The sequence below is a fragment of the Ideonella aquatica genome (assembly GCF_018069755.1).
In the GTDB taxonomy this organism is placed as follows: Bacteria; Pseudomonadota; Gammaproteobacteria; order Burkholderiales; family Burkholderiaceae_C; genus Ideonella; species Ideonella aquatica.
In genome coordinates, this window is the sequence record NZ_JAGQDE010000004.1 from 1 (window position 1) to 26,523 (window position 26,523).

Consider the following 26,523-nt stretch of genomic DNA (forward strand, 5'->3'; position numbering starts at 1 on the left):
GGGTCGGTGACCGTGTAGGTGAGCTCGGGCACCGGGCCGTTGTAGTCCTGCGCCGGGGTGAAGATCAGCGTGCCATCGGCGCGCAGCTCCACCGTGCCGATCGGGTCACCGGCGGCATTGGTCAGCGCCACAACGCTGCCCGCAGCGAAGGTCTCGGGCACGCCGTCGCCATCGGCATCGACCTGGAACTCGGTGACGCTCAGGGTGTCGCCGTCGATGTCGCTGTCATTGCCCAGCACATCGATCGAGCCCGAGCCATTGGGCGCCACGGTCAGCGCATCGTCGCTGGCCTGCGGCGCGTCATTGACCGGCAGCACGTCCACATGGACCTGCGCGTTGACCGGGGTCTTGCCGTCGGTGACGGTGTAGCTGAACTCGACCGGGCCGTGGTAGTTGGCCGTGGGGTTGAAGGTCAGGGTGCCGTCGGCGTTGAGCGTGACGGTGCCGTTGGTGACGGCCACCGAGCCACCCACGCTGATGGCCTGGCCATTGATGTGGGTGATGGTCAGCGTGTCGCCCGCATCCGGGTCACGGTCGTTGTCCAGCACGCGGATCACCACCGAGGTGTCCTCGTTGGTCACGGCCGAGTCGTTGACCGCACGCGGCGAGTCGTCGACCGGACGCACCGGGCCCAGGCTCAGCGTGGCACTGTCGGTGCCACCGTTGCCATCGGTGATGCTGTAGCTCACCAGCGGCACCGGGCCGGCGTAGTCCTTGACCGGCGTGAAGGTGTAGCTGCCGTCGGCGTTGATCACCAGCGTGCCCACGCCGGCAATCGTCGCCGACTGCCCAGGCTGGAAGTCCTCGGCCACGCCGTCACCATCGGTGTCGACGCTGAAGCCCGTGACCGTCAGCACATCGCCGTCCACATCGGTGTCGTTGATCAGCACGTTGCCCGTGGCCGGCTGGTCCTCGAAGACCTGGTCGTTCTCGTCGTTGACGGCGTCGGGCGCGTCGTTGTCCGGGCGGACATCGATGTTGACCGTGGCCGTGCTGGAGCCACCGAACTCGTCGGAGACGGTGTAGTCGAAGGACACCGGGCCGTTGAAGTTGCTGTTCGGCGTGAAGCTGAGCGTGCCATCGGCATTCATGATCAGCGTGCCCTCGGGCAACGTGATCGAGCCGCCCGGCACGATGTCCTGACCGTTGATCTGGGTGATCCGCAGGGTGTCGTTCTCGGGGTCGCCGTCGTTGCTGCGCGGGTCGAAGGTGACCTTGGCATCTTCACTGCCGACCACGACATCGTCCTGGGCGACCGGGGGTGCGTTGGTGCCCACCGTGACGTGCACGTTGCCGGTGTCGGTGGCCGTGCCGTCGGAGACCGTGTAGCTGAAGTCGACCGGTCCGTCAAAACCCGGCACCGGATCGAAGGTGACCGTGCCGTTGGCATTCAGCGTGACGGTACCGATGGCCGCACCGGTGGCGTCGAACAGCTGCACCGAGCCGCCCACCACGATGTCCTGGCCATCGATCTGGGTGATGGTCAGGGGCTCGCCATCGACGTCGCTGTCGTTGGCCAGCAGGTTGATGACGACGGGTTGGTCGAACGGGGTTGATGCCGAATCGTCCACGGCCACCGGCGCGTCGTTCTGGCCGGTGACGGTGATGGTCAGTGTGGTGACCGCGGTGCGACCCGAGGGGTCGGTGACCGTGTAGGTGAACACATCGGCGCGGCTCTCGTTGTCGTCCAGCGCCTGCGCCGCTGCGTTCGGCGTGAAGGTGTAGGAGCCATCGCTGCGCAGCACCAGGGTGCCCCAGGCACCGGCCAGCGGCTGGCCAACCGTGCCATTGGTGCCGCCGAAGCTGACGGCGGACACGCTCAGGCTGTCACCATCGGGGTCGGTATCGCGACCGACACCCAGGATCACGCCATCGGCAGCCGATACGTCGAGGACGGTGTCCTCGCTGGTCGTGCCGGTGTCGGCCACGGCCTGCGGCGCATCCGGGCGAGGCGTCACGGTGATGTTCACCGTGGCGGTGTCGGTGGCCCCGGAGGGATCGGCAATGGTGTAGGCGAAGCTGATCGGGCCGTTGTAGTTCGCGGCCGGGGTGAAGGTGATCGTGCCGTCGGCATTGAGCGTCACCGTGCCGTTGGTGACCGCAACGGTCTGGCCCGGCAGGATGTCGACACCGGCGATCTGCGTGATGCGCAGCGTGTCGCCGTCCTTGTCGGTGTCGTTGCCCAGCAGGTTGAGGATGAGCGACTGGTCTTCGGCCACGCTGCCGGCGTCATTGACAGCATCGGGGGCGTCGTTGACCGGCACGACGTTGATCGTGACTTGTGCCTGGGCGGTGCCGCCGAAGGGGTCGGCGACGGTGTAGGTGAAGGTGACCGGGCCGTTGAAGTCGGCGTTGGGCACGAAGTTCAGCGTGCCGTCCGGGTTCATGGTGATCGTGCCCTGCGGCAGCGTGATCGAGCCACCCGGGACGATGTCCACGCCGTTGATCTGCGTGATGTGCAGCGGATCGCCCTCGGGCGAGCTGTCGTTGGCGAGCGGATCGAAGGCGTTGAGGGGCTGGTCCTCGTTGACGGTGAACACGTCATCACCCGCGGTGGGGGGCTCGATGCCGCCCACCGTGATCGAGACACGGCCGGTGTCGCTGGCATCGCCGTCCGACACGGTGTAGTCGAACGAGACCAGGCCAGTGAAGCCGCGCACCGGATCAAAGGTGACGGTGCCGTCGGCGTTGATCGTCAGCGTGCCCTGGCTCAGTGTGATGACGTCGCCGGGGCGGACCGCCTGTCCGTTGATCTGCGTGATGCTGAGCGGCTCACCGTCCGGATCGGTGTCGTTGGCGACCAGGTTCAGGTCGACCGGGGTGTCGAAGGGGGTGGACGCCGCGTCATCGACGGCCACCGGGCCGTCGTTCTTGCCGGTGACGGTCAGCGTGAGCGTCGCGGTGGCCGTATTGCCGGCCGGGTCGATGATCGTGTAGGTGAAGACGTCGGCCTGGCTCTCGTTGTCGTCCAGACCTTGCGCGGCGGCGTTCGGGACGTAGGTGTACGAGCCATCGGCCAGCAGCGTCAGGGTGCCCCAGTCGCCGACCAGCGGCTGACCGACGGTGCCGACGACGGCGCCAAAGGCGATGCCCGAGACGCTCAGGCTGTCGTTGTTGGGGTCGGAGTCGGTGCCGGCACCCAGGATCACGCCGTTCGCGGCGTTGACCGCCAGCGTGGTGTCCTCATCCGTGGTGCCGACATCGTCGACCGCCACCGGCGGCAGGTTGGGGCCGATGTTGATGGTGACGTTGGCGGTGTCGGTGGTCCCCGACGGGTCCTGCACCGTGTAGGTGAGGGTGACCGGATCGGTCTGGCCCGGCGCCGGCGTGAAGGCCAGCGTGCCGTCGGCGTTGAGCACCACGGTGCCGACCACCTTGCCGGTGCCGTCCGTCAGATCGACCGGCACGCCCACGGTGACGGGCTGGCCGTTGATCTCGGTGATGGTCAGCGTGTCGCCATCGACGTCAGTGTCGTTGCGCAGCACGTCGATGTTGACGGTCTGGTTGGGCTCGACGGTGGCCGTGTCGTCGTTGGCCACCGGCGGGTCGTTCAGCGGGTTGACGTCAATGTGGACCGAGGCCGTGTCGGTGCCGCCGAACGGGTCGGACACGGTGTAGCTGAAGTCGACCGGACCGTTGAAGTCCGGGTTGGGCACGAAGTTCAGCGTGCCGTCGGCGTTCATCGAGACCGTGCCTTGGGGCAGCGTCACCGAGCCGCCGGGGACGATCGCCTGGCCGTTGATCGCGATGATCGTCAGCGGGTCGCCCTCGGGCGTGGTGTCATTGGCCAGCGGGTTGAAGCTGGTGAGGGACTGGTCCTCGTCGGTGACGTAGCTGTCGTTCAGCGCGTCCGGCGCACCCAGGGTGCCGACGTTGATCGTGACCTTGCCGATATCGGAGGCGGTGCCGTCGGACAGGGTGTACTCGAAGCTGACCGGGCCGGTGAAGCCGCGCACCGGGTCGAAGCTCAGCGTGCCGTCGGCATTGAGCGTGACGGTGCCGATCGTCGTGCCGCTGCCGTCGGTCAGCGTGACGGGCGAACCGACGCTGACCGGCTGGCCGTTGATCTGGGTGATCGACAGCGGCTCGCCGTCGACGTCCTTGTCGTTGGCCAGCACATTCAGCGTGATCGTGGTGTCGAAGGGCGTGCTGGCCGAGTCGTCCACGGCCACCGGGGCGTCGTTGCGGCCGGTGACGGTGATGGTCAGGGTGGAGACCGAGGTCAGGCCGCTCGGGTCGGTCACCGTGTAGGTGAAGACGTCGAACTGGCTTTCGTTGTCGTCCAGCCCCTGTGCGGCCGCATTGGGCACGTAGGTGTAGGAACCATCGGCATTGAGGGTCAGCGTGCCCCACAGGCCGGCCAGGGCCTGGCCCACGGTGCCGCTGGTGCCGCCAAAGGCCACGGCGGACACACTGAGGGTGTCGCCGTCGACATCGGTGTCGCGGCCGGCGCCCAGGATCACGCCATCGGCGGCCGTGACCACCAGGCTGGTGTCCTCGTCGGTGCTGCCGGTGTCGGGTGCCGCCACCGGGGCGTCGGGCATCGGGCTGACGTTGATCGTCACCGAGGCGGTGTCGGTGGCACCAAAGGGGTCGGCGACGGTGTAGGTGAAGCTGACCGGACCGTTGTAGTCCGCAGCGGGCGTGAAGGTGACGGTGCCGTCGGCGTTGAGCGTGACGGTGCCGTTGGTCACGTTGACCGTCTGACCCGGCAGGATGTCGACGCCGTCGATCTGCGTGATGTGCAGCGCGTCACCGTCGATGTCATCGTCGTTGCCCAGCAGGTTCAGCGTGATGGGCGCGTCTTCCTCGGTGCTGGCGACGTCGTCGACGGCCACCGGCGCATCGTTGCGCGACGTGACATCCACGTGCACGCTGGCCTGGACCGGGGTCTGGCCGTCGGAGACGGTGTAGGTGAAGTCGACCGGGCCGACGTAGTCGGCAGCGGGCGTGAAGGTCAGGGTGCCGTCGGCATTGAGCGTGACCGTGCCGTTGGCGACGGCCACGCTGGCGCCGACCGTGATGGCCTGGCCGTTGATCTGGGTGATGGTCAGCGTGTCGCCGTCGGCGTCGCTGTCGTTGTCCAGCACGCGGATGACCACCGGGGTGTCCTCGGCGGTCAACGCCGTGTCGTTGACCGCCGAGGGCGTGTCGCTGCGCGGCTCGACCGTCAGCGTCAGCGTGGCGCTGTCGGAGCCGCCCTGGCCGTCGCTGATGGTGTAGGTGGCCACCGGCACCGGGCCGTTGTAGTCGCGGGCCGGCGCGAAGGTGTAGGAGCCATCGGCGTTGATCGTCAGCGTACCGATGCCCGCGATCGTGGCGCTGGCGCCGGCAGCGAAGCTCTCCGGGATGCCATCACCGTTGGTGTCGATGGTGAAGCCGGTGACGCTGAGCGTGTCGCCATCGACATCGCTGTCGGGCGTGCCGTCGGTCAGGACGTTGCCGCTGGCGGGAATGTCTTCCAGCACCGTCGCCACATCGTCGGTGGCCACCGGGTTGTCATTGAGCGGGTTGACGGTGATGTGGATGACCGCTGTGTCCGAACCGCCGAACTGGTCGCTGACGGTGTAGTTGACGTCGATCGGGCCGCCGTTGAAGTCCTTGTTCGGCGTGAAGCTGAGCGTGCCGTCGGCGTTGACGGTGATCACGCCCTGGGCGATGGTGATCTTGTCGCCAGGGGCGACGTTCACGCCGTTGATCTGCGTGATCGTCAGCGCATCGCCTTCGATGTCCGGGTCGTTGGAGCGCGGATCAAACGTGACGGTGGTGTCTTCGTCCATGACGACGTTGTCGTCCTGGGCCACCGGCGGCGCGTTCGGGCCGACGGTGATGGTGGCGTGGCCGGTGTCGGTGCCGCCCTGGCCATCGCTGACCGTGTAGTCGAAGTCGACCGGGCCCTTGAAGCCTTCGACCGGGTCGAAGGTGAGGGTGCCGTCAGCGCCCAGCGTGACGGTGCCGATCGGGTTGCCCAGGCCGTCAGTCAGCGTGACAGGCACGCCCACGGTGATGGGCTGGCCGTTGATCTCGGTGATCGTCAGCGGGTCGCCTTCGGGGTCGGTGGAACCCGCCAGCGGGTCCAGCACGATCGGGGTGTCGAACGGCGTGTTGCCGGACACGTCGCCGGCCGTCGGACCGTCATTGACGCCATTGATCGTGATCGTCAGCGTGGCGGTGGCGGTGTTGCCGGCCGCATCGACGACGACGTAGCTGAACACGTCCTGGGCGGAGTCGCCCTGACCGAGGGCGTCAGCGGCGGCACTGGGCGTGAAGGTGTAGGAACCGTCGGCGTTGAGGGTCAGGGTGCCCCAGGCACCAGCCACACTCTGGCCGGCCGTGACGGTGGAACCGCCGAAGCTGAACTCCTTGACGAGCAGGGTGTCGTTGTCCGGATCGGTATCGGTGCCTGCGCCCTTGATCACGCCATGGGCGGCGTCCACCACCAGCGGGGTGTCCTCGTCGGTCGAGCCGGTGTCATCGGCGGCGGTCGGGCCGCGGTTGTCGCCGATGGTGAAGACCACCGTGCCTTCGTCGGTCAGGCCAGACGGGTCGGCCACCGTGTAGGTGATCGGCGGCACCGGGCCGTTGTAGTCCTGGGCGGGACGGAATTCGAGCGTGCCTTCCGGGGTCAAGGTGACGGTGCCCACCACGGCGCCGCTGACAGGATCGACGAGGTCGATGCTGTCGCCAGGCACCACGTCCTGACCGTTGATCTGGGTGATCGTCAGGTCACTGGGCGGGTTGTCCGGATCGGTGTCATTGGCCAGCACATCGATCACGCCGACGCCGTTGGGCGGCACGGTCAGCGCGTCGTCGGCGGCGACCGGGGCGTCATTGACGGGCGTGACGTCCACATGGACCTGGGCACTGACGGGCGTGTTGCCGTCGCTGACGGTGTAGGAAAAATCAACCGGGCCGGTGTAATCCTTGGCCGGCGTGAACAGGAGCTTGCCGCCCTGCAGCATCACGCTGCCGTTGGTCACGGCCACGCTCTGGCCTTCGGTGATGGCCTGGCCGTTGACGTGGGTGATGGTCAGCGCGTCGCCCGAATCGGGGTCGCGGTCATTGGCCAGCACGTCGATGACGATGGCGGTGTCTTCCGGCGTGGTGGCCGTGTCATTGACGGCGCGCGGCGAATCGTCCACCGGCGCGACCGGGCCGAACAGCACGTTGGCGCTGTCGGTGCCCCCCTTGCCGTCGCTGATCGAGTAGCTGACCTGCGGCACCGGGCCGTTGTAGTTCAGGGCCGGTGTGAAGGTGAAGCTGCCGTCGGCGTTGATGAGCAGCGAGCCGATGGCGTCGCCAGCGGCATTGCGGATGACGGCCGTTTCACCGGCAGCGAAGGTCTCGGGGACGCCGTCGCCATTGGTGTCAACGGTGAAGCCACTGACCGTGAGCGGGTCGCCGTCGACATCGCTGTCGGGCGTGCCGTCGGTCAGGACGTTGCCGCTGACAGGAATGTCCTCGAGGACCGGGTAGGTGTTGTCGGTGGCAACCGGCGCATCGTTGACGTCGATGATGTCCGGACCCAGGATCAGCGAGGCGGTGTCGGTGCCGCCGTTGCCGTCGTCGATGGTGTAGGTGACGGGCGGAATGACGCCGTCGTAGTCCTTGGCCGGCGTGAAGGTGAAGCTGCCGTCGGCGTTGATGATCAGCGTGCCGATGCCGGGGATGGTGGCGGTCTGACCGGGTTCGAAGACCTCGGGCGTGCCGTCGCCATTGGTATCGACCGCGAAGGACTTGACGACCAGCGGGTCGCCGTCGACGTCGGTGTCATTGGTCAGCACATTGCCACTGACCGGGGTGTCCTCCGTCACGGGGACGATGTCGTCGCGCGCATCCGGCGCGTCGTTGACGGGCGTGATCTGCGGACCCAGGATCAGCGAGGCGGTGTCGGTGCCGCCGTTGCCGTCATCGATGGTGTAGGTGACAGGCGGAATTTCGCCGACGTAGTCCTGGGCCGGCGTGAAGGTGAAGCTGCCGTCGGCGTTGATGATCAGCGTGCCGATGCCGGGGATGGTGGCGGTCTGGCCGGGCTGGAAGACCTCGGGCGTGCCGTCGCCGTTGGTGTCGACGGCGAAGGACTTGACGACCAGCGGGTCGCCGTCGACGTCGGTGTCATTGGTCAGGACATTGCCGCTGACCGGGGTGTCCTCGGTGACCGGGAAGAGATCGTCGACCGCGTCCGGGTTGTCGTTGACGTCGATGATGTCCGGACCCAGGATCAGCGAGGCGGTGTCGGTGCCGCCCTGGCCGTCGTCGATCGTGTAGGTGATGGGCGGAATGGTGCCGTCAAAGTCCTTGACCGGCGTGAAGGTGAAGCTGCCATCCTCATTGATGATCAGCGTGCCGACGCCGGGGATGGTGGCGGTCTCGCCCGGTTGGAAGACCTCGGGGGTGCCGTCGCCATCGGTGTCGACCGAGAACTCCTTGACCACGATGGGGTCACCGTCGGTGTCGGAGTCGTTGGTCAGGACGTTGCCGCTGACAGGGGTGTCCTCGGTGACCGGGAAGCTGTCGTCCACCGCGGTCGGGTTGTCGTTGACCGGGTCGACGATGATGTCGACCACGGCGATCGCGGTGCCGCCGTTGCCATCGTCGACGATCACGGTGAAGCTGTCGTCACCGTTGTAGTCGGGGTCCGGCGTGTAGGTCCAGGTGCCGTCTTCGTTGACGGTCACGGTGCCGTGGGCGGGCGGGTCGTCCAGCAGGAAGGTCAGTTCGTCGCCATCGACGTCGGTGCCCTTGATGGTGCCGCTGACGGGGGTGTCTTCGGGGGTGCTGGCTTCGTAGTGGCCGGTGGTGGGGTCGAAGCCGCCGTCGACGTCGGGCACGACGTCGCCGTTGGGATCGATGACCGTGCCGGGCACCGGCAGGTCGTTCACCGGGATCACGTCGATGGAGATGGTCGAGCTGGCGGTGTTGCCCTGATCGTCGACCACCGTGTAGGGAATGTCGACCGAGCCGTTGAAGTTGGGCCGCGGCGTGAAGGTGAGCGTGCCGTCCGGGTTCAGGGTGATGGTGCCCTGGGGGATCTGGACCGGCGTGCCCACGCTGATGGGCTGGCCGGCGACCGTGGTGATGGTGAGTGCCGAGCCACCCGCGCCGCTGTCGTTGCCGCGCGGGTCGAAGGAGACCGAGCCGTCCTCGGACACGCTGACCACGTCGGGAACCGCCTCGGCGGCGGCGTCCTCGGGCAGTTGCTCTTCGTCCTGGCGGACGATGGTGCCGCCCTGGATGCTGCCCACCGACAGGCTGGCCGGATTGACCGATTCGCTGATGCGCTCCACGCGCAGGCCTTCGCCCAGCGGGGTGGCGTCGATGGCGGCCGGCGCCGTGTCGTCCTTGCCGTCCTCGATCTTGCCGATCACCCGTTCGGCTTCGGAGCCGCCACGTGCGCCCTCAATCTGGATGATGCCCTTCTGCGAGGTCAGGACCACGTCGCCCTTCTTGATCACGTCGCCCGCCTTCAGCGGCCGAACGGTGCCGTCCTCGGTGCGCAGCAGGGCGTCGCCCCACACGGCGATGACCTTGCCCGCCAGCTTGCGGTTGGCCACATAGCCCTTCTCGATGGCGGCCTGCGTGGCGGCGTCACGCCCCAGCTTGGCGGCTGCAGGCGCCCCGAAGCTGACCTGGGTCAGCTTGAAAGCGGGGGTCGGATGGGCGGCGGGCTTGGCGTTGTGGGGCATGTCGAGGCTCCAGATACAGATTTCGCGGTGCGGCGAGCATAGTGGCGCGACGCGTCTTGGAGCCGGCGCAGACCGTCTCCGACGTGACCGAAGTCACCGTTCCGACCAATGTAACCGCTGATAAGCGACGCTTCCCCCCGGCTGTTCCCGGCTTATCCCTAGTTTGCAGATCAGTTCTGAGGTAACAAATGATCGGGTGATATTTTCCATTACGGATACTGTGTGCAGTGAAATCGCCTTAGCATTCGTCCTTCAAGAAGGGTGAAGGCGCCTCACGGCCCTCTTCGCGCTGTCTGCGGGCGGCGCCTCGGGCCCAGAAAAAAGGGGCCTCCCGCGTGGGAGGCCCCTTGGGCCGATGGCCGGATGGTGGCGATCAGCCGCCGGTGTCGACGATCAGCTTGCTGCGGCTGAGCATCTCCTGAATCACCTGGGCGTCGGTGGCGTTGGCACCCAGCCCCAAGTCGGTGCGCAGGTTCATGCTGCTGAGCGTGATGGTCTGGTCGGTTGCGGCCGGGTCATAGACACCGCCGGCGAAGCCGCCGGTCGAGCTGATGTGGATGACCGTGGTGCCCGGGGTGCTGGTGGTGTCGATGTCCAGGTAGTTCTGCAGGTTGTTGCTGGTGCCCGACACCCACTCGCCCACCAGCAGGTCGCGCAGGTCGAGGATGTCGCCACCGGCACCGGCTGCAGCCGCGTTGAAGCCGACGATCGTGTCCGACTCGGTGGCGCCGCGGTCGGCCAGGGTCCAGGCAAAGGTGTCCGAGCCGTTGCCGCCGTCCATGACGTCATTGCCGCTGCCGCCCCACAAGGTGTCGGCGCCCTCACCACCCAGCAGCGAGTCGTTGCCGGTGCCGCCATCCAGCACATCGTTGCCGGCGCCGCCCGATTGGGTGTCGTTGCCATCGCTGCCCACAAACCGGTCGGCGCCGGTGGTGCCCGCCTGGTTGTTGGCCGCGGTGGTGCCGAACAGGTTGTTCAGGTTCTCGCCGCCGATGTCCACGTCGTTCAGCGTGTTGACCACGTTGATCGACAGGGTCTGCGAGGCCGAGCTGGCGGCCGAGCCGTTGGCTGCCTCGGTGGCCGTGGCCACCACACCGATATCCACGTGTCCGCTGACCGAGGTGGGCAGGCGCAGCTCGGCGCTGTCCAGCTCCGAGGCCGCGATGGTGATCTTGCCGTCGGTGCCCACGGTGTGCGTGCCGGTGCTGCTGACGATCACCGAGCCGGCGGCCAGGCCCGAGAAGGTGTAGCTGAGGGACTCGGAGCCGTCGGTGTCCACCAGCTGGCCTTGAACGTGGCTGGACAGGTCGACCGCGGTGTAGCTGCCCGAATTGCCCTTGACCACGCCGCTGCCCAGGCTGGTGAGCGACACGTCGTCGATGAAGGCCCCGCGACCGGCGTCATTGAAGGCCGTGGCGTCGGTGCGGATGGTCAGCGTGTGGTCGCTGCCGTCGCCTTCGAAGCGGAACTTCAGGTTCTTCCAGTCGATGTAGCCCATCGGACTGGTCGCGCTGTACTGAGCCACCAGCTTGCCGTCCAGGTAGACGCCGAAGGTGGTGTAGGCGCCATCGAAGCCCGGCCGGCCTGCATAGTCGAACGACAACTCGTACACCGCGCCAGCGGTGGTGCTGACGGTGCGCGTGATGCCCAGCGTCTGGACCAGCGAGGTGGCGTTGTTCAGCTCTAGGAAGTCATCGCCATTGCCGGCTGCGGCCACCACGGTGTTGTAGTTGCTGTCCTGGCGCTGCTGGCTGTCCTGGTTGCTCCACACCTCAAAGGCGTTGGTGCCGCCGGTGGTGGCATCGGGGCTGTCCAGGCGGGTCCAGCCCTCGAAAGGGGTCACCTGGTTGGCCGTGCTGGTGTTGTCGCTGTTGACGTTGGCTTCCCAGCTGTTGGTGAAGACCACGGCGGGCGCGTCCGCAGGCGAGGTCACGGTCAAGACCGGCGTGTCGGCTACCGCCTGGACGCTCAGGCTCAGGTGGGCCACGGCGCTGTCACCGGTCGGGTTGGTCGCCACATAGGTGATGTCGGGCACCGCGCCGCTCCAGTTCCACACCGGCACGAAGGTGTAAAGACCCTCGCCGTCGATCGTCAGCGTGCCCACGCCCGCGATGGTGGCCGTCTGCCCGGCCTGGAAGCTGCCCAGGCCGGCCACCGTGAAGCTGGTCACCGTGAGGTCGGCGCCCTGGGTGTCGTTGGCCAGGGTGTTGCCGGACAGGCGGCTGGCGTCCTCCACCGTGGCGCCGCTGTCGTCGCGCAACTGCACCACCGAATCCAGCCCCGGGGCCGTGGCGCTGGCACTGCCCTGGGCGCTGCTGGCGCCGTCCAGCACGGTGCCGACCACGGTCACGCTGACCGGCGCCGGCACCGAGGTGGGCACGGTCATCGTCAGGCCGGTGATCGACACGCCATGGGTCACCGGGTCGATCGCCACCTGGTAGCTGCCATGGCTGTCGAGCGGCAGCGTCCAGGTGCCGTCGCCGTTGTCCGTGCCGGCCGAGAGGGTCACACCGGTGGGCACGCGCAGCAGCACCGAGCTGACGCTCTCGGAGTGGTCGACATCGGTGGGCGTGACGCTCAGGCTGACCGGGTAGCTGCCGGCCGTGGTGTAGCTGATCGAGTGAACCAGGAAGTCGTCGACCGCGCTGCCGCCGTCCGAGGCGCCCGGGGCGGTGAACTCGATGCGGCTGAACGGCTGGCCGCCGTCGGCGCTGATCTTGAAGGTCGGATCGACGATATCCGTCAGGCCGCTGATCAGGCCGGTCCCCACCACCCGGCCCGCCGCGTCGTACAGGGTATAGCGCGCCTTTTCAGTGTTGTGCAGGAAGGCCAGCGTGACCGACGCATCGGAGATGGCCTGGTCGAAGCTGACCACCAGCTTTTCCGAGGCGCCGCCGACGTTGTCGATTTCCTCGTTGTCGCCGCCGCTGACGCCGAAGCCGAGGACGCCATTGCGATTGCCGAAGTGGCTGACCGTGCTGGCACTGCCGTCCACCGCAAAGGCCTGGACGCTGAAGCCCTGGCCAGTGCTGGTGGCGTTGTTGACGTCGATCAGCGTCGAGGTCAGCAAGGGTTCGCCCACGGTCAGGCTCACCAGGGGCGTGTCGGCCACCGGGGTGACATTGAGCGTCAGCGTGCCGGTGTCCGAGCCGCCATGGCTGTCGCTGACGGTGTAGGTGGCCACCGGCACCGGACCGCTGTAGTCGGCGGCCGGGCTGAAGCTGTAGTCGCCATTGGCGTCGATGCGCAGCGTACCCACGCCATCGATCGTGGCGGTGCTGCCGGCCGCGAAGCTCTCGCCCACGCCGTCACCGTTGGTGTCGACGCGGAAGCTGGCCACCAACAGCGTATCGCCGTCGAGGTCGCTGTCTGCTGTGCCGTCGGTCAGCAGGTTGCCGGCCAGGGACTGGTCCTCGGGCGTGGTGCCGCTGTTGTCGGTGGCCACCGGGGCGTCGTTGACGTCGATGATGTCCGGGCCCAGGGTCAGTTGGGCGGTGGCGCTGCCGCCGTGAGCGTCGCTGATCGTGTAGGTGGCGCCCGGGATGCTGCCGTTGTAGTTGGGCAGCGGGGTGAAGGTGAAGTGGCCGTTGGCGTTGACGACCAATGAGCCGACGCCGCTGATCGTCACCGTGGTGCCGGCGGCATAGCTTTCGGCCACACCGTCGCCGTTGGTGTCGATGGCGAACGAGGTGACGGTGAGGCTGTCGCCGTCCACATCGCTGTCAGGCACGCCGTCGGTCAGGACATTGCCGCTGCGCGGCGTGTCCTCGGTGACGGCGTAGCTGTTGTCGGTGGCCACCGGGGCGTCATTGACCGGGTCGACGGTGATGGCCACCGTGGCGGTGTCGGAGCCGCCGTAGGTGTCGCTGACGGTGTACTGCACCGTGACCGGGCCGCCGTGGTAGTTGGCGTTGGGCGTGAAGCTCAGCGTGCCGTCGGCGTTGACCGTCAGGCGGCCCTCGCTCAGCACGACCACGTCGCCAGGGGCCACGTCGTGGCCGTTGATCTGGGTAATCGTCAGCGCATCGCTTTCGCGGTCGGTGTCGTTGGAGCGCGGGTCGAAGGTGACCGTGGTGTCCTCGGCCATGCGCACGACGTCGTTCTGCGCATCAGGCGCCGCGTTCGGGCCCACCGTGATGTGGGCGGTGCCCTGCACGCCGGTGCTGCCGTCACTGACGGTGTAGGTGAAGTCCACCGGGCCGGCGAAGCCGGGCACCGGGTCGAAGGTCAGCGTGCCGTTGGTGTTCAGTGTGACGGTGCCGATCGTGGCGCCGGTGGTGCCGTCGCTCAGCGTCAGCGGCACGCCCACCTGCACCGCGCGGCCATCGATCTGGGTGATCGACAGCGGGTCGCCGTCAGGGTCGGTCGAGCCGGCCAGCGGGTTGACGGTGACCGGGGTGTCGAAGGGCGTGGTGTCGCTGACGTCGATCGTGGCCGGGCCGTCGTTGACGCCGTTGATCGTGATCGTCAGCGTGGCGGTGGCGGTGTTGCCGGCGGCGTCGACGATGGTGTAGCTGAACGGGTCCAGGCGGCTCTCGCCGTCGTCCAGAGCCTGTGCTGCAGCATTGGGCTGGAAGCTGTAGCTGCCATCGGCGCGCAAGGTCAGGCTGCCCCATTGGCCGGCCAGTGCCTGGCCCACCGTGCCGCTGCTGCCGCCAAAGGCCACGCCGCTGACCTGCAGGGTATCGCCCTCGGGGTCGCTGTCGTTGCCCAGCACGTTGCCGCTGACGGACGTGTCCTCGCTGGTCGACTGGGCGTCGGCCAGCGCGGTGGGCGCGCTGTTCGGGCCGATGCGGAAATCGACCTGGCCCACATCGGCGGTGCCCGACGGATCGCTGACGGTGTAGCTCATCGCCGGCACCGGGCCGTTGTAGTCCCGCGCCGGGGCGAACTCGACGCGGCCGTCCAGACTCAGCACGGTGACCGTGCCGACGACCTGGCCGGTGCCGGGATCGACCAGGCTGATCACGCTGCCCACGGCGACCGGCTGGCCGTTGAGATGGGTGAGGGTGAGGGCATCGCCATCGACATCGCTGTCGTTGGCGATCAGGTCGATCGCGCCGCGGCCATTGGGGGCCACGGTCAGGGCGTCGTCTACCGCCACCGGGGCGTCGTTGACCGGTGTGACGTTGACGTCGACACGCGCATCCACCGGTGTATGGCCGTCGGTCACCGTGTAGGTGAAGCTGGCCGGGCCGTGGTAGTTGGCCTCGGGTGTGAAGCGCAACTCGCCACCCACCAGCGTCACCTGGCCATGGGCCACGCTGACCGAGGTGCCTTCGCTGATCGCCAGGCCGTTGACGTGGGTGATGCTCATGGCATCGCCGTCGGGGTCGCGGTCGTTGGCCAGCACGTTGATCGTGATCGGCGTGTCCTCGGGCGTGGTGGCGCTGTCGTTGACGGCGCGCGGCGAGTCATCGACCGGGCGCACCGGTCCCAGGCTCAGCGTGGCGCTGTCCTGGCCGCCGTGGCCGTCGCTGATCGTGTAGCCGACCAGGGGCACCGGGCCGCTGTAGTCGGCGGCCGGGGTGAAGACATAGGCGCCGTCGGCGTCCAGGCGCAGGCTGCCGACGCCAGCGATGGTGGCAGTCTGGCCGGGCGTGAAGGCCTCGGCCACGCCATCGCCATTGGTGTCGACGCTGAAGCCGGTGACGCTGAGCGCGTCGCCGTCCAGGTCGCTGTCGTTGTCCAGCACGTTGCCGCTGGCCTGGCGGTCCTCCCAGACCTGGTCGTTGGCGTCGTCCCGCGCCACCGGCGGGTCATTGACCGGTGCCACGGTGATGCGGATGGTGGCGCTGTCCGAGCCGCCGAACTCGTCGCTGACGGTGTAGCCCACGCTGATCGGGCCGCCGTGGTAGTTGGCGTTGGGTGTGAAGCTAAGGGTGCCGTCGGCGTTGACGCTGATCGTGCCCTCGGTGATGACAACGCTGTCGCCCGGCTGGACGTCGCGGCCGTTGATCTGGGTGATCGTCAGCGCGTCGCCTTCCACGTCGGGATCGTTGGACCGGGGGTCGAAGGTGACGGTGGTGTCCTCGTTCATCGAGACCACGTCGTCGCGCGCATCCGGCGGCGTGTTCGGGCCCACCGTGATGTGGGCGTGGCCGGTGTCGCTGGCCCCTTGCGGGTCGGCCACGAGGTAGTCAAAGTCCAGCGGGCCGGTGAAGCCCGGCACCGGGTCCACCGTCAGGCGGCCGTCGGCGCCCAGCGTGACCGTGGCGATCGGGTGGCCCAGGCTGTCGCTCAGGGTGATGGGCACACCCACCGTGACCGGGTGGCCATCGACGCTGGTGATGTGCAGCGGATCGCCCTCGGGGTCGCTCGAGTTGGCGATCGGGTCCACGGTGATGGGCTGGTCAAACGGCGTGACGCCGCTGACATCGCCGGCCACCGGGCTGTCGTTGACGCCGTTGACCGTGATGGTCAGCGTTGCGGTGTCGGTGTTGCCAGCGGCGTCGACGATGGTGTAGGTGAAGGTGTCCTGCGCGGCATCGCCGGTGCCCAGGGCCTGGGCGGCGGCGTTGGGGGTGAAGGTGTAGGAGCCGTCGGCGCGCAGTGTCAGCGTGCCCCAGTCACCGGCCACGCTGCCACCGGGCGCGGTGGTGCTGCTGCCCACGCCAAAGCCCTGCACGGTCAGGGTGTCGTGGTCGGGGTCGCTGTCGGCGCCGACGCCCTGAATCACGCCACGCACGGCGTCCACCACCAGCGGGCTGTCCTCGCTGGTGCTGCCGCTGTCATCCACGGCGCTGGGGCCCCGGTTCTCGCCGATGCTGAACTGCACTGTGCCCACGTCCTGCAGTCCATCCGGATCCTGGACGGTGTAGGTCACCGCTGGCACCGGGCCGTTGTAGTCCTGAGCGGGACGGAACTCCAGCTTGCCGTCGGCGGTCAGGCCGACGGTGCCAACCACGGTACCGGCGCCGTCGGTCAGCGTGAGGCGGTCGCCCGCCACCACGTCCTGGCCGTTGATCTGCGTGACCTTCAGCTCGGACAGGCTGTTGTCGGGGTCGCTGTCATTGGCCAGCACGTCGATCTGACCGACGCCGTTGGGCGCCACCGTCAGTGCGTCGTCCACCGCCACCGGGGCGTCATTGACGGGCGTGACCTCCACATGCACCTGGGCCGGCACCTCGGTGCGGCCATCGCTGACGCTGTAGCTGAAGTCCACTGGGCCGACGTAGTCCTTGGCCGGGGTGAAGATGAGCTGGCCGCCGCTGAGCATCACGCTGCCGTGCGCCACCGCCACGCTCTGGCCCTCGCCGATGGCCTGACCCTCCACGCGGGTGATGGTCAGTGTGTCGCCCGCATCGGGGTCGGCGTCGTTGCCCAGCACGTTGATCGTGATCGGCAGGTCTTCGGGCGTGCTGGCCGTGTCGTCCACCGCGCGCGGCGAGTCGTCGACCGGCCGCACCGGGCCCAGCACGACGCTGGCGCTGTCGCTGCCGCCGTGGCCGTCGCTGATCGTGTAGGTGATGGTGGGGACCGGTCCGTTGTAGTTGGTGGCCGGATTGAAGTCAAAGCTGCCATCGGCGCGGATCAGCAGCGTGCCGATCGCCTGGCCGGAGGCGTCCATCAGGGTGGCGGTCTGGCCGGAGGCGAAGGACTCGGCCACGCCATCGCCGTTGACGTCGACACGGAAGCCGGTGACGCTGAGCGCGTCGCCGTCGCGGTCGCTGTCGGGGGTGCCGTCGGTCAGCACGTTGCCGGTGATGGGGGTGTCCTCGATCACCGCGTAGCTGTTGTCGGTGGCCAGCGGGTTGTCGTTGACCGGATCGACGGTGATGTCGACCGTGGCGATGGCGGTGCCGCCGTGGCCGTCATCGACGATCACGGTGAAGGCGTCCGAGCCGTTGTAGTCGGCGCTGGGCGTGTAGGTCCAGGTGCCGTCCGCATTCACCACCACGCTGCCATGGGTGGGGGCGTCGTCCAGGCGGAAGCTCAGCGCATCGCCATCCTTGTCGGAGCCCTTGACCTGGCCGCTGACGGGCGTGTCCTCGGGCGTGCGCTCGGCATAGTGGCCGGTGGACGGGTCGTAGCTGGGGTCGGGGTCCGGGCCCACCTGGGGCGGGTCGTTGACCGGATCGACGGTGATGTCGACCGTGGCAATGGCGGTGCCGCCGTGGCCGTCATCGACGATCACGGTGAAGGCGTCCGAGCCGTTGTAGTCGGCGCTGGGCGTGTAGGTCCAGGTGCCGTCCGTGTTCACCACCACGCTGCCATGGGTGGGGGCGTCATCGAGGCGGAAGCTCAGCGCATCGCCGTCCTTGTCGGAGCCCTTGACCTGGCCGCTGACGGGCGTGTCTTCGGGCGTGCGCTCGGCATAGTGGCCGGTGGACGGGTCGTAGCTGGGGTCGGGGTCCGGGCCCACCTGGGGCGGGTCGTTGACCGGGTCGACGGTGATGTCGACCGTGGCAATGGCGGTGCCGCCGTGGCCGTCATCGACGATCACGGTGAAGGCGTCGGGGCCGTTGTAGTCGGTGCTGGGGGTGTAGGTCCAGGTGCCGTCCGCATTCACCACCACGCTGCCGTGGGTGGGGGCGTCGTCGAGGCGGAACGTCAGCGCATCGCCATCCTTGTCGGAGCCCTTGACCTGGCCGCTGACGGGCGTGTCTTCGGGCGTGCGCTCGGCATAGTGGCCGGTGGCGGGGTCGTAGCTGGGATCGGGGTCCGGGCCCACCTGGGGCGGGTCGTTCACCGGATCGACCGTGATGTCGACCGTGGCGATCGCGGTGCCACCGTGGCCGTCATCAACGATCACGGTGAAGCTGTCCTCGCCGTTGTAGTCCGCCCCTGGGGTGTACGTCCAGGTGCCGTCCTCGTTCACGACCACGCTGCCGTGGGTGGGGCCGTCATCGAGTCGGAAGCTGAGCGTGTCGCCATCGACATCGGTGGCCTTGACCTGGCCTGCGACAGCGGTGTCCTCGGGCGTGCGGGCCGTGTAGTGGCCGGTGTCGGGGTCGACATTGGGGTCGGCGACCGGCGTGCCGTCGTCGCCGGGCTCGGTGCCGGGCACCGGCGGGTCGTTGACCGGCGTGACGGTGATCGTGATCGTCGAGCCGACGGTCTGGCCCTGGTCGTCGACCACGGTATAGGGCAGGGTGATCTGTCCATGGAAGTCAGGCGCGGGCTTGAAGCTCAGCGTGCCGTCCGGGTTCAGCGACAGCGTGCCCTGGGGCAGCACCAGCGGGCTGCCCGCGCTGATCGGCTGGCCACCCACGGTGGTCACGGTGAGCGTGCCGCCCAGCGTGCCGCTGTCATTGGTGCGGGGATCGAAGCTGACCGAGCCGTCCTCGGCCACGCTGACCGTGTCCGGTGCCGCCGAGGCCGTCGCCAGGTCAGGTCCCTGTTCCTCGTCACGCACTGCGATCGGGGCGCCGTTCAGCGGGCTCAGCGCCAGGCTGGCCGGCGTCACCGATTCCACCACGCGGTCGACCCGCAGGCCGGCCTGCAAGGCGTCGCCGTCGCCCGCCGCCGGGGCGCTGTCAGCATCACCGGCGTCCAGTGCCTTGATCGCCTTGTCGGCCGTGGCTGGGCCGGGTTTGGCCGGGTTGGCGTGCGCCGTGCTGCGCGTCCCCGGCAGATCGACCTTGGCCAGCAGATCCACCGGCTTGGCGCTGCGCGCCACGGCATCGGAGGACTTGAGCGTGGCGTCACCAGTCGGCGCCTGAACCGCGCCTGTCGACGCAGGGGCGGCCAGCTTGGCCGGCAGCGGGGCTCCCAGCACCACCTGGATCGCCTTGTGGACGACCGCGGACGACTTCAGGGTGTGGGCAGGGGTGGGGGAAGCAGGCTTGGCGTGATCGGACATGAGCGGGGCTCCAGGGTCGGTGGACGCCAGCGGCCGACCGTGATCGGCGCACCGGACGCGCGTGGCGTGATCCAGGCAGATCGCCGAAGCGATCTGACCGACCAGGCCGATCCGAGACCGTGGAGCAGGGCGGCGCAGCCGCCGACGCCAATGCGCCGGCCGGACAGGTCGCCTGGGGGTGCGTCGTCAGACGCTGGACACCCGCCGCCCACGGTGAGCGGCTTGCCTGGTGTCCGTCTTATCGTTCGCGCAGTGCGTAAGCTTTAGCCTTGATGATCGGCTTGAGCAGGTAAGACAGCACAGTCTTGCGACCGGTCAGGATGTCGACCTCGGCCGTCATGCCCGGCAGCACCGGCAACTGGTCACCGAAGCTGGCTTGCTGGGTACGCACGCGCACGACGTAGAAGGCATTGCCCTTCTCGTCGACTTCGGTGTCGGGGCTGATGTTCTCGACCTTGGCTTCAAGACTGCCGTAGATCGAGAAGTCGTAGGCGGTGAACTTGACGTTCGCGCTCTGGCCCGGCACCAGGAAGGCGATGTCACGCGGCATCACCCGCGCCTCCAGCACCAGGGTGTCGTCCAGCGGGACGATCTCGACGATGTCCTTGCCGGGCTGCACCACGCCGCCCACGGTGTTGGCCAGCAGGCGCTGCACACGGCCGCGCACCGGCGACTTGACCTGGGTCTTGTCGACCTTGTCGTCCAGTGCCACCTTGCCTTCATTGAGCGCATTGAGCTTGCCCAGGGCCTCGGAGAGTTCTTTGCGGGCCTCGTTGCGGAACTGCAGCTCAGTCTCCTGGACCTTGCGGCTGGCCTCGCCGATCGCGGCCTGGGCGCGGGCGATCTGGGCGGCGGCGCCTTCGGCATCGCCGCGGTTGCGGGTGACGTCGCGCTCCAGGCGCAGAACATCGACCTGCGAGACCGCGCCGGTGGCCAGCAGCGGCCGGGTCTGGTTGAGTTCCTGCTGCGCCAGTTCCAGCCCGCGGAGCGCGGCCGAGCGGCGTGCCTGGGCTTCGGACAGCTCCTGCTGGCGCTGCATCACCTGCTGGCGGTTGATCGACACCAGTGTCGACAGCTCGCTCATGCGTGACTCGTACAGGCGGCGCTCTTCCTCGATGATGTGCTCGTCCTCGGCATCCTTGCCGCTGGGTGGCTTGAAGCTGGATCCCTCGGCCTGGGCGCGCAGCCGCGCCACCCGCACCTGCAAGGCAAAGCCCTGGGCATTGGCCTCGCGCACGCCCGAGGTGGCGCGGGTCTCGTCGATGCGCAGCAGCAACTGGCCGGCGTCGACCACATCGCCTTCGCGCACCTTGATCTCGGAGACCACGCCGCCGTCCAGGGCCTGCAGCACCTGCAACTGGCTGGAGGGCACGACCTTGCCGTCACCGCGGGTGACCTCGTCGACCTGGGCAATGGCGGCCCAGGTCAGCAGCACTGCCAGCGTGATCGCGGTGACCCGCACCAGGTGCTGCGCGCGCGCCGTCGACTGGCGTGACATGACGCTCTCGACGGTGCGCTCGAAGGCGTCCATGCCGGGCATCACGGCCGTGCCGGCCGGCGGCGGCAGGACGATCTGCTTCAGCGCGTTCCAGACCTGCCCCTGCTTGCGCCGGGCGGATGCCGGCTTGGCGGGTGGCGTCACGGTGACCGAGGGCGCTGCAGGGGTTGCGGCGGCGCCTGCCGGCGTCGGGGCGCCGGGGGACGGGGGAGAGGTGTCTTGCTCGCTCATGCTCATGCCGCCCTCGCGATGCGGCCGCTCTGCAGCGCTTCCATGATGCGGTCGCGCGGGCCATCGGCCACGACACGGCCGCCGTCGACCACGATGACCCGGCTGACCAGCGACAGCAGCGAGGTGCGGTGGGTGACCAGCACCACGGTCTTCTCGCGGGTGAATTCGCCCAGGCGCTGGGTGATCTGGGCCTCGGTGGAAAAATCCATGGCGCTGGTGGGTTCGTCCAACAGCAGCACCGGTGAGTTGTGCAGCGCGGCGCGGGCCAGGCCCACGCTCTGGCGCTGACCGCCCGAGAGGTATTCGCCGCGCTCGCCCACGTTCAGGTCAAAGCCGTGCGGATGCCGATTGATGAACTCGCCCAGGCCGGCCAGCTCGGCGGCGGCAACGATCGAGCCGTCATCGGCGTAGGGCAGGCCGAAAGTGATGTTGTCGCGCAGCGAGCCGAAGAACAGCATCACGTCCTGCGACACGCAGCCCACATTGCGGCGCAGGTCGGCGGGGTCGAGCTGGCGCAGGTCGATGCCGTCGATCAGCACCGCGCCCTCGGTGGGCTGGTACAGGCCCATCAGCAGGCGCTGCAGCGTGGACTTGCCGGAGCCCACCTTGCCGATCACCGCCACCCGCTCGCCGGGCTGGACCTTGAAGCTGATCTTGTCCAGGGCCTTGTCGTCACGGCCCGGGTAGGCGAAGGACACGCCGCGGAACTCGATCTCGCCCCGCAGCTTGGCGCGGTGGATGTAAGCCTTGCCGGCGGGGCGCTCGACCGGGTTCTTCATGATCTCGTCCAGGCCGGCCAGCGCGGTGCGGGCGCCCTGGTACTGCATCAGCAGCGCGACGATCTGGCCGGCAGGCATCAGCGCCCGGCTGGCCAGCATCGACGAGGCGATCAGACCGCCCATGGTCAGCATCCGGTTGCCGATCAGGTAGACGCCAATGACCACGATGCACACCGTGACCAGCTGCAGCACGAAGTTGGTCAGGTAGCCGGCGCCCTGCGACAGGCCGCGCATGCGCACCGAGGTGCTGGCCAGGAAGACATTGGTCTTCTCCCAGCGCGACTGGATCACGCCCTCGGCGCCCTGCGCCTTGATGGTCTCGATGCCGGTGAGCGCCTCCACCAGCGTGGCGTTGCGCATCGCCGAGGCCCGGTAGGTGGACTCCGACAGGCGTTGCAGCTTGTCCTGCAGCGCCCAGCCGGCGGCCAGCACCGCCAGGAAGCCCAACAGCACCGGGATCGCCAGCCAGGGTGAAATGACGATGATCACCAGCAGGAACAGGGCCGCAAAGGGCAGGTCGATCAGCGCCGTCACGGTGGACGAGGCGATGACATCGCGCACCGTCTCGAATCCGCGCAGGTTGGACGCAAAGGAGCCCACCGACTGCGGCCGCTTTTCCAGTCGCATGCCCAGAACCTGCTCCATCAGGCGGGCGCTGAGCTCGACGTCGATGCGGGCGCTGGCCTCGTCGACGAAGTGGCTGCGCAGCTTGCGCAGCAGCAGGTCGGCCAGCAGGACGATGACCACGCCGACGGCCAGCGACCAGAGCGTCTCGTAGGCGGCATTGGGCACCACCCGGTCGTAGACGTTCATGGTGAACATGGGCAGCGCCAGTGCCAGCACATTGACCAGGCTGGCGGCCAGCAGGATGTCGCGGTAGACATGGCGCTGGCCCAGCAGCGCCGACCAGAACCAGTGGCCCTTGCCGCGGTCGTGCACCTCGGGCGCGCGCTCGTCAAAGCGGAAATGCGGGCGCACGTACAGCACCAGGCCGCGGTGGCGCTCGTTGAGCTGCTCGGCACTGAGCTGCACCGCCCCCTGGCCGGTCTCGGGCAGCAGCACACGGGCGTCGCCGGCCTCGGTCCAGCCCAGCAGCACACAGCACTTGTCCTCGTTCAGCAGCAGGATGGCGGGCAGCGCGGCGGCGTCGATGGCCTGCACCTGCTGGCGCTCCAGCCGGGTGTACATGCCGGCCCGTGCCGCGGCCCGCTCGGCCAGATCCAGCGTCAGGCGGCCCTGGCCGCCCAGCGGCAGGCCGGCGCTGAGCGAGGCGCGGGTGGCACTGTGACCGTGCAGGCGGCAGATCTCGATCAGGCAGTCGAGCAGCGGGTCGGGCGTGAGCAGATCCTCGCGCTGACCAGGCGGCGGCAGGCGGCCGCTGACCGCGCGGGGCGCTGCGGCCACCGGGGCAGGGGCCGCGGCGGCTGGCGTCGGGGTGGGCGCGGGAGTCGCGGGGTCGGGCATGGTGGGCTCGGGCGGCGAAGAGGTCGTCATCAGGCGATATCGGAGCAATGGACGCCGAATTGACCCCGACGGCGGTCGTCGAAGAATCGGGTCAAGGTTTCCCGCACGGTGCGGAAGGCCAGTTCGTCCCAGGGCACCTCGTCCTCGCGGAACAGGCGGGCCTCCAGGGTCTCGGGGCCGGGATCGAGGTGGGTGTCGAGCATGCGGGCGCGGTAGAACAGGTGAACCTGACCGACGCGCACCACGTTGAGCACGGTGAACAGGCCGTCGAGCTCGACGCGCGCGCCGGCCTCCTCGACCGTTTCACGCAGCGCGCCCTCGGCGGTGCTTTCGCCCAGTTCCATGAAGCCGGCCGGCAAGGTCCACAGGCCGTGGCGCGGCTCAATTGCGCGGCGGCACAGCAGCACCTGCTCGCCCCAGACCGGCACGGTGCCCACGACATTCAGCGGGTTCTCGTAGTGGATCAGGGCGCAGGCGCTGCAGACGGCCCGGGGCCGGTTGTCGTCGGCCGGTACCTGGTACTGGGTGGGCGCGCCGCAGGCGCGGCAGTGCTGGATGATTCGGGCGGCCCACATGTCACCGAGTGTAGCGGCCCGCATGGCATCATCGACGGATCTGCAGCCCTCACGAGCGAGAGAACCCGCCCATGGACGTCATTTTTCCGCCGGCCGCACCGGTCATCGTGCCCACCAGCGACGGCCGGGGTTTTCCGGTGCATCGCATCTACTGCGTCGGCCGCAACTATGTGGACCATGCGATCGAGATGGGCGCCACCGGCCGCGAACCGCCGTTCTTCTTCATGAAGCCGGCCGATGCGGTGGTGCCGGTGGCCGCGGGCAGCGTGGGTCACATCCCGTATCCCACGCAGACAAGGAACCTGCACCACGAGGCCGAGCTGGTGGTGGCGATCCGCACCGGCGGCGCCAACATCCCGGTGGAACAGGCCGCGCGCCACATCTTCGGCTATGCCTGCGGTCTGGACATGACGCGCCGCGATCTGCAGAACGAGATGAAGAAGCAGGGCCGGCCCTGGGACATCGGCAAGTCCTACGACCAGTCGGCGCCGATCGGCCCGATCCACCCGATCAGCGCCACCGGCGAGCTGCTCAAGGGCGCAATCAGCCTGAGCGTCAACGGCCAGGTGCGCCAGCAGGCCGATGTGTCGCAGCTGATCTGGAGCGTGGCCGAAACCATCTCGGTGCTGAGCCAGGCCTGGGTGCTGCAGCCCGGCGACCTGATCTACACCGGCACGCCGGCCGGCGTGGGCGCGGTGCTCTCGGGCGACCGCATGGACATGCAGATCGACGGCCTGGGCGGGCTGTCGGTGGTGGTGGACTGACGGGGCGGGCGATGGCGATCGAGCTCTTCAACTACTTCCGCTCGTCGGCCTCCTACCGCGTGCGCATTGCGCTGGCGCTCAAGGGCCTGCCCTTCGACTATCGCGCGGTGCACCTGCAGAAAAACGAGCAGACCGCCGAGTCCTATGCTGCGGTGTCGGCGGCGCGCCTGGTGCCGCTGCTGCACGACGGGGACGCCTGGGTGCATCAGTCGATGGCGATCATCGAGTACCTGGACGAGACCCATCCTGAGCCGCCGCTGCTGCCGGCCGATCCGCTGCAGCGCGCGCGTGTGCGTGCGCTGGCGCAGGACATCGCCTGCGAGATCCACCCGCTGAACAACCTGCGCGTACTGCGCTACCTGGTGCAGTCGATGGGGGTGAGCGAGGACGACAAGAACCGCTGGTACCGCCACTGGGTTGAAACCGGCCTGGAGACGGTGGAACGCCAGCTGGTGGCCCGCCCGGGCCGCTTCTGCCATGGTGACACGCCCACGCTGGCCGACTGCCTGCTGGTGCCGCAGATCTTCAACGCCCAGCGCTTTGATTGCCGCCTGGACCACGTGCCCCAGGTGATGCGGGTCTTCGAGGCCTGCATGGCGCTCGACGCCTTTGAATCCACCCGCCCCGAGAAGTGCCCGGATGCGGCCTGAGGACTGGCTGCCGGCCGACGGGCTGCCGGCCAACGTGGCCGGTGGCATGTCCACCCGTGCCGGCGGTGTCAGCGCGCCGCCTTTTGACAGCCTGAACCTGCGGCCCTCGGGCCTGCGCGCCGATGCCGTGGACGACCCCTCGGCCATCGCCGAGAACCAGCGCCGCTGGGCGGCCGTCATGGCACCCGCGCGGCCGGTCTGGCTGGACCAAGTGCATGGCGCACGCGTGGTGCGCCTGGGCTTGGCGGACCTGAATGACGCCAGCGGACCCTTCCACCAGGCTGATGCGGCGGTCACCACCGAGCGCGGCGTGGCCTGCACGGTGCTGGTGGCCGATTGCCTGCCGGTGCTGCTGGCCGACCGCCGCGGCCGTGCCGTGGGCGCTGCGCACGCAGGCTGGCGCGGACTGGCCGGTGGCGTGCTGGAAGCCACCGTGGCTGAACTGTGCGACGCGGCCGAGGGCACCCCGGCCGGGCTGCAGGCCTGGCTGGGCGCCTGCATCGGCCCGAACGCCTTCGAGGTGGGCGCAGACGTGCGCGACGCCTTCGGGCCTGCGGCGCAGGCCCATTTCCGTCCCACCGGCCAGGCCGGGAAGTGGTGGGCCGACCTGCCATCACTGGCGCGCCAGCGGCTGGCGGCGGCCGGGGTGACCCTGGTCAGCGGCGGCCGCTGGTGCACGGCCAGCAATGCCTCACGGTTCTTCTCGTTCCGACGGGACCGTGTCACCGGACGCCACGCGGCCTCGGTCTGGCTCGTCTGAACGCGCGGGGTCAGCCGGTGCTTCGGCGGCCTGCCGCGCGCGGCGCCGCAGGGGCGTGCCCAGGATGTACAGCAGGATCCACAGCGGCAGCACGCCGTAGCCCAGCAGGATGAACAGCGCGCCGAGCAGGCTGCCGCTGGGGGAGGTGACTTCCGCAGCGGCCATCATCACGATGACGAAGCCCCAGGCGATGGCGACGATGTGCATTTCAAATTATGAAAAGTAAATCCAAATGGTGGAAAAATCAGTCATCATGGGGTAAGCTTGTGCCCGAAGAATGCTGCCACACACCACAGGCCCATCAGGCCACA

At 68.6% G+C, this 26,523-nt stretch carries 9 protein-coding genes; 3 read left to right on the top strand and 6 right to left on the bottom strand.

The window, feature by feature from the left end:
- The 5 genes from KAK06_RS06410 to KAK06_RS06430 form a co-directional block, all read right to left on the bottom strand.
- Positions 1–9,686 (bottom strand): cadherin-like domain-containing protein (locus KAK06_RS06410; protein WP_210801110.1); only part of this gene is annotated, 9,686 nt, incomplete at its 3' end.
- A gap of 373 nt (positions 9,687–10,059) precedes the next feature.
- Positions 10,060–19,491, bottom strand: coding sequence for a cadherin-like domain-containing protein (locus tag KAK06_RS06415; protein WP_210801111.1), 9,432 nt, complete (start codon positions 19,489–19,491; stop codon positions 10,060–10,062).
- A 238-nt stretch (positions 19,492–19,729) separates the two neighbouring features.
- Positions 19,730–21,220: an HlyD family type I secretion periplasmic adaptor subunit gene (locus KAK06_RS06420; protein ID WP_247652699.1), complete on the bottom strand. Its 1,491-nt coding sequence runs from the start codon at positions 21,218–21,220 to the stop codon at positions 19,730–19,732.
- Between the two features lie 2 nt (positions 21,221–21,222).
- Positions 21,223–23,493 (bottom strand): type I secretion system permease/ATPase, encoded by a 2,271-nt coding sequence (locus tag KAK06_RS06425; RefSeq protein ID WP_247652700.1) that lies wholly within the window; start codon positions 23,491–23,493, stop codon positions 21,223–21,225.
- Positions 23,493–24,038, bottom strand: a complete 546-nt coding sequence (locus tag KAK06_RS06430) for an NUDIX hydrolase (RefSeq protein WP_210801112.1) — start codon at positions 24,036–24,038, stop codon at positions 23,493–23,495. Before KAK06_RS06430 ends, KAK06_RS06425 begins: the two co-directional genes overlap by 1 nt.
- 71 nt (positions 24,039–24,109) lie before the next feature.
- On the opposite strand from KAK06_RS06430, the gene KAK06_RS06435 reads away from it, so the two are divergent.
- Genes KAK06_RS06435 through pgeF form a run of 3 tightly spaced genes read left to right on the top strand, consistent with a single transcriptional unit; the run spans position 24,110 to position 26,212 of the window.
- Positions 24,110–24,802: a fumarylacetoacetate hydrolase family protein gene (locus tag KAK06_RS06435; protein ID WP_210801113.1), complete on the top strand. Its 693-nt coding sequence runs from the start codon at positions 24,110–24,112 to the stop codon at positions 24,800–24,802.
- Between the two features lie 17 nt (positions 24,803–24,819).
- A complete protein-coding gene (gene maiA, locus KAK06_RS06440) occupies positions 24,820–25,452 on the top strand; it encodes a maleylacetoacetate isomerase (RefSeq protein WP_210801301.1) in 633 nt (210 codons plus the stop codon).
- On the top strand, positions 25,442–26,212 hold the full coding sequence (gene pgeF, locus KAK06_RS06445) for a peptidoglycan editing factor PgeF (protein WP_247652702.1): 771 nt from the start codon (positions 25,442–25,444) through the stop codon (positions 26,210–26,212). Before maiA ends, pgeF begins: the two co-directional genes overlap by 11 nt.
- Here pgeF and KAK06_RS06450 read toward each other — a convergent pair.
- A complete protein-coding gene (locus tag KAK06_RS06450) occupies positions 26,144–26,419 on the bottom strand; it encodes a hypothetical protein (protein WP_210801114.1) in 276 nt (91 codons plus the stop codon). The two genes, pgeF and KAK06_RS06450, sit on opposite strands and share 69 nt — an antisense overlap.
- Between the last annotated feature and the right edge of the window lie 104 nt (positions 26,420–26,523).

Bases quoted from the DNA above. Each gene is read 5' to 3' on its own strand.
- KAK06_RS06415 (WP_210801111.1), bottom strand. From the start codon at position 19,491: ATGTCCGATCACGCCAAGCCTGCTTCCCCCACCCCTGCCCACACCCTG.
- KAK06_RS06420 (WP_247652699.1), bottom strand. From the start codon at position 21,220: ATGAGCGAGCAAGACACCTCTCCCCCGTCCCCCGGCGCCCCGACGCCG.
- KAK06_RS06425 (WP_247652700.1), bottom strand. From the start codon at position 23,493: ATGACGACCTCTTCGCCGCCCGAGCCCACCATGCCCGACCCCGCGACT.
- KAK06_RS06430 (WP_210801112.1), bottom strand. From the start codon at position 24,038: ATGTGGGCCGCCCGAATCATCCAGCACTGCCGCGCCTGCGGCGCGCCC.
- KAK06_RS06435 (WP_210801113.1), top strand. From the start codon at position 24,110: ATGGACGTCATTTTTCCGCCGGCCGCACCGGTCATCGTGCCCACCAGC.
- pgeF (WP_247652702.1), top strand. From the start codon at position 25,442: ATGCGGCCTGAGGACTGGCTGCCGGCCGACGGGCTGCCGGCCAACGTG.
- KAK06_RS06450 (WP_210801114.1), bottom strand. From the start codon at position 26,419: ATGCACATCGTCGCCATCGCCTGGGGCTTCGTCATCGTGATGATGGCC.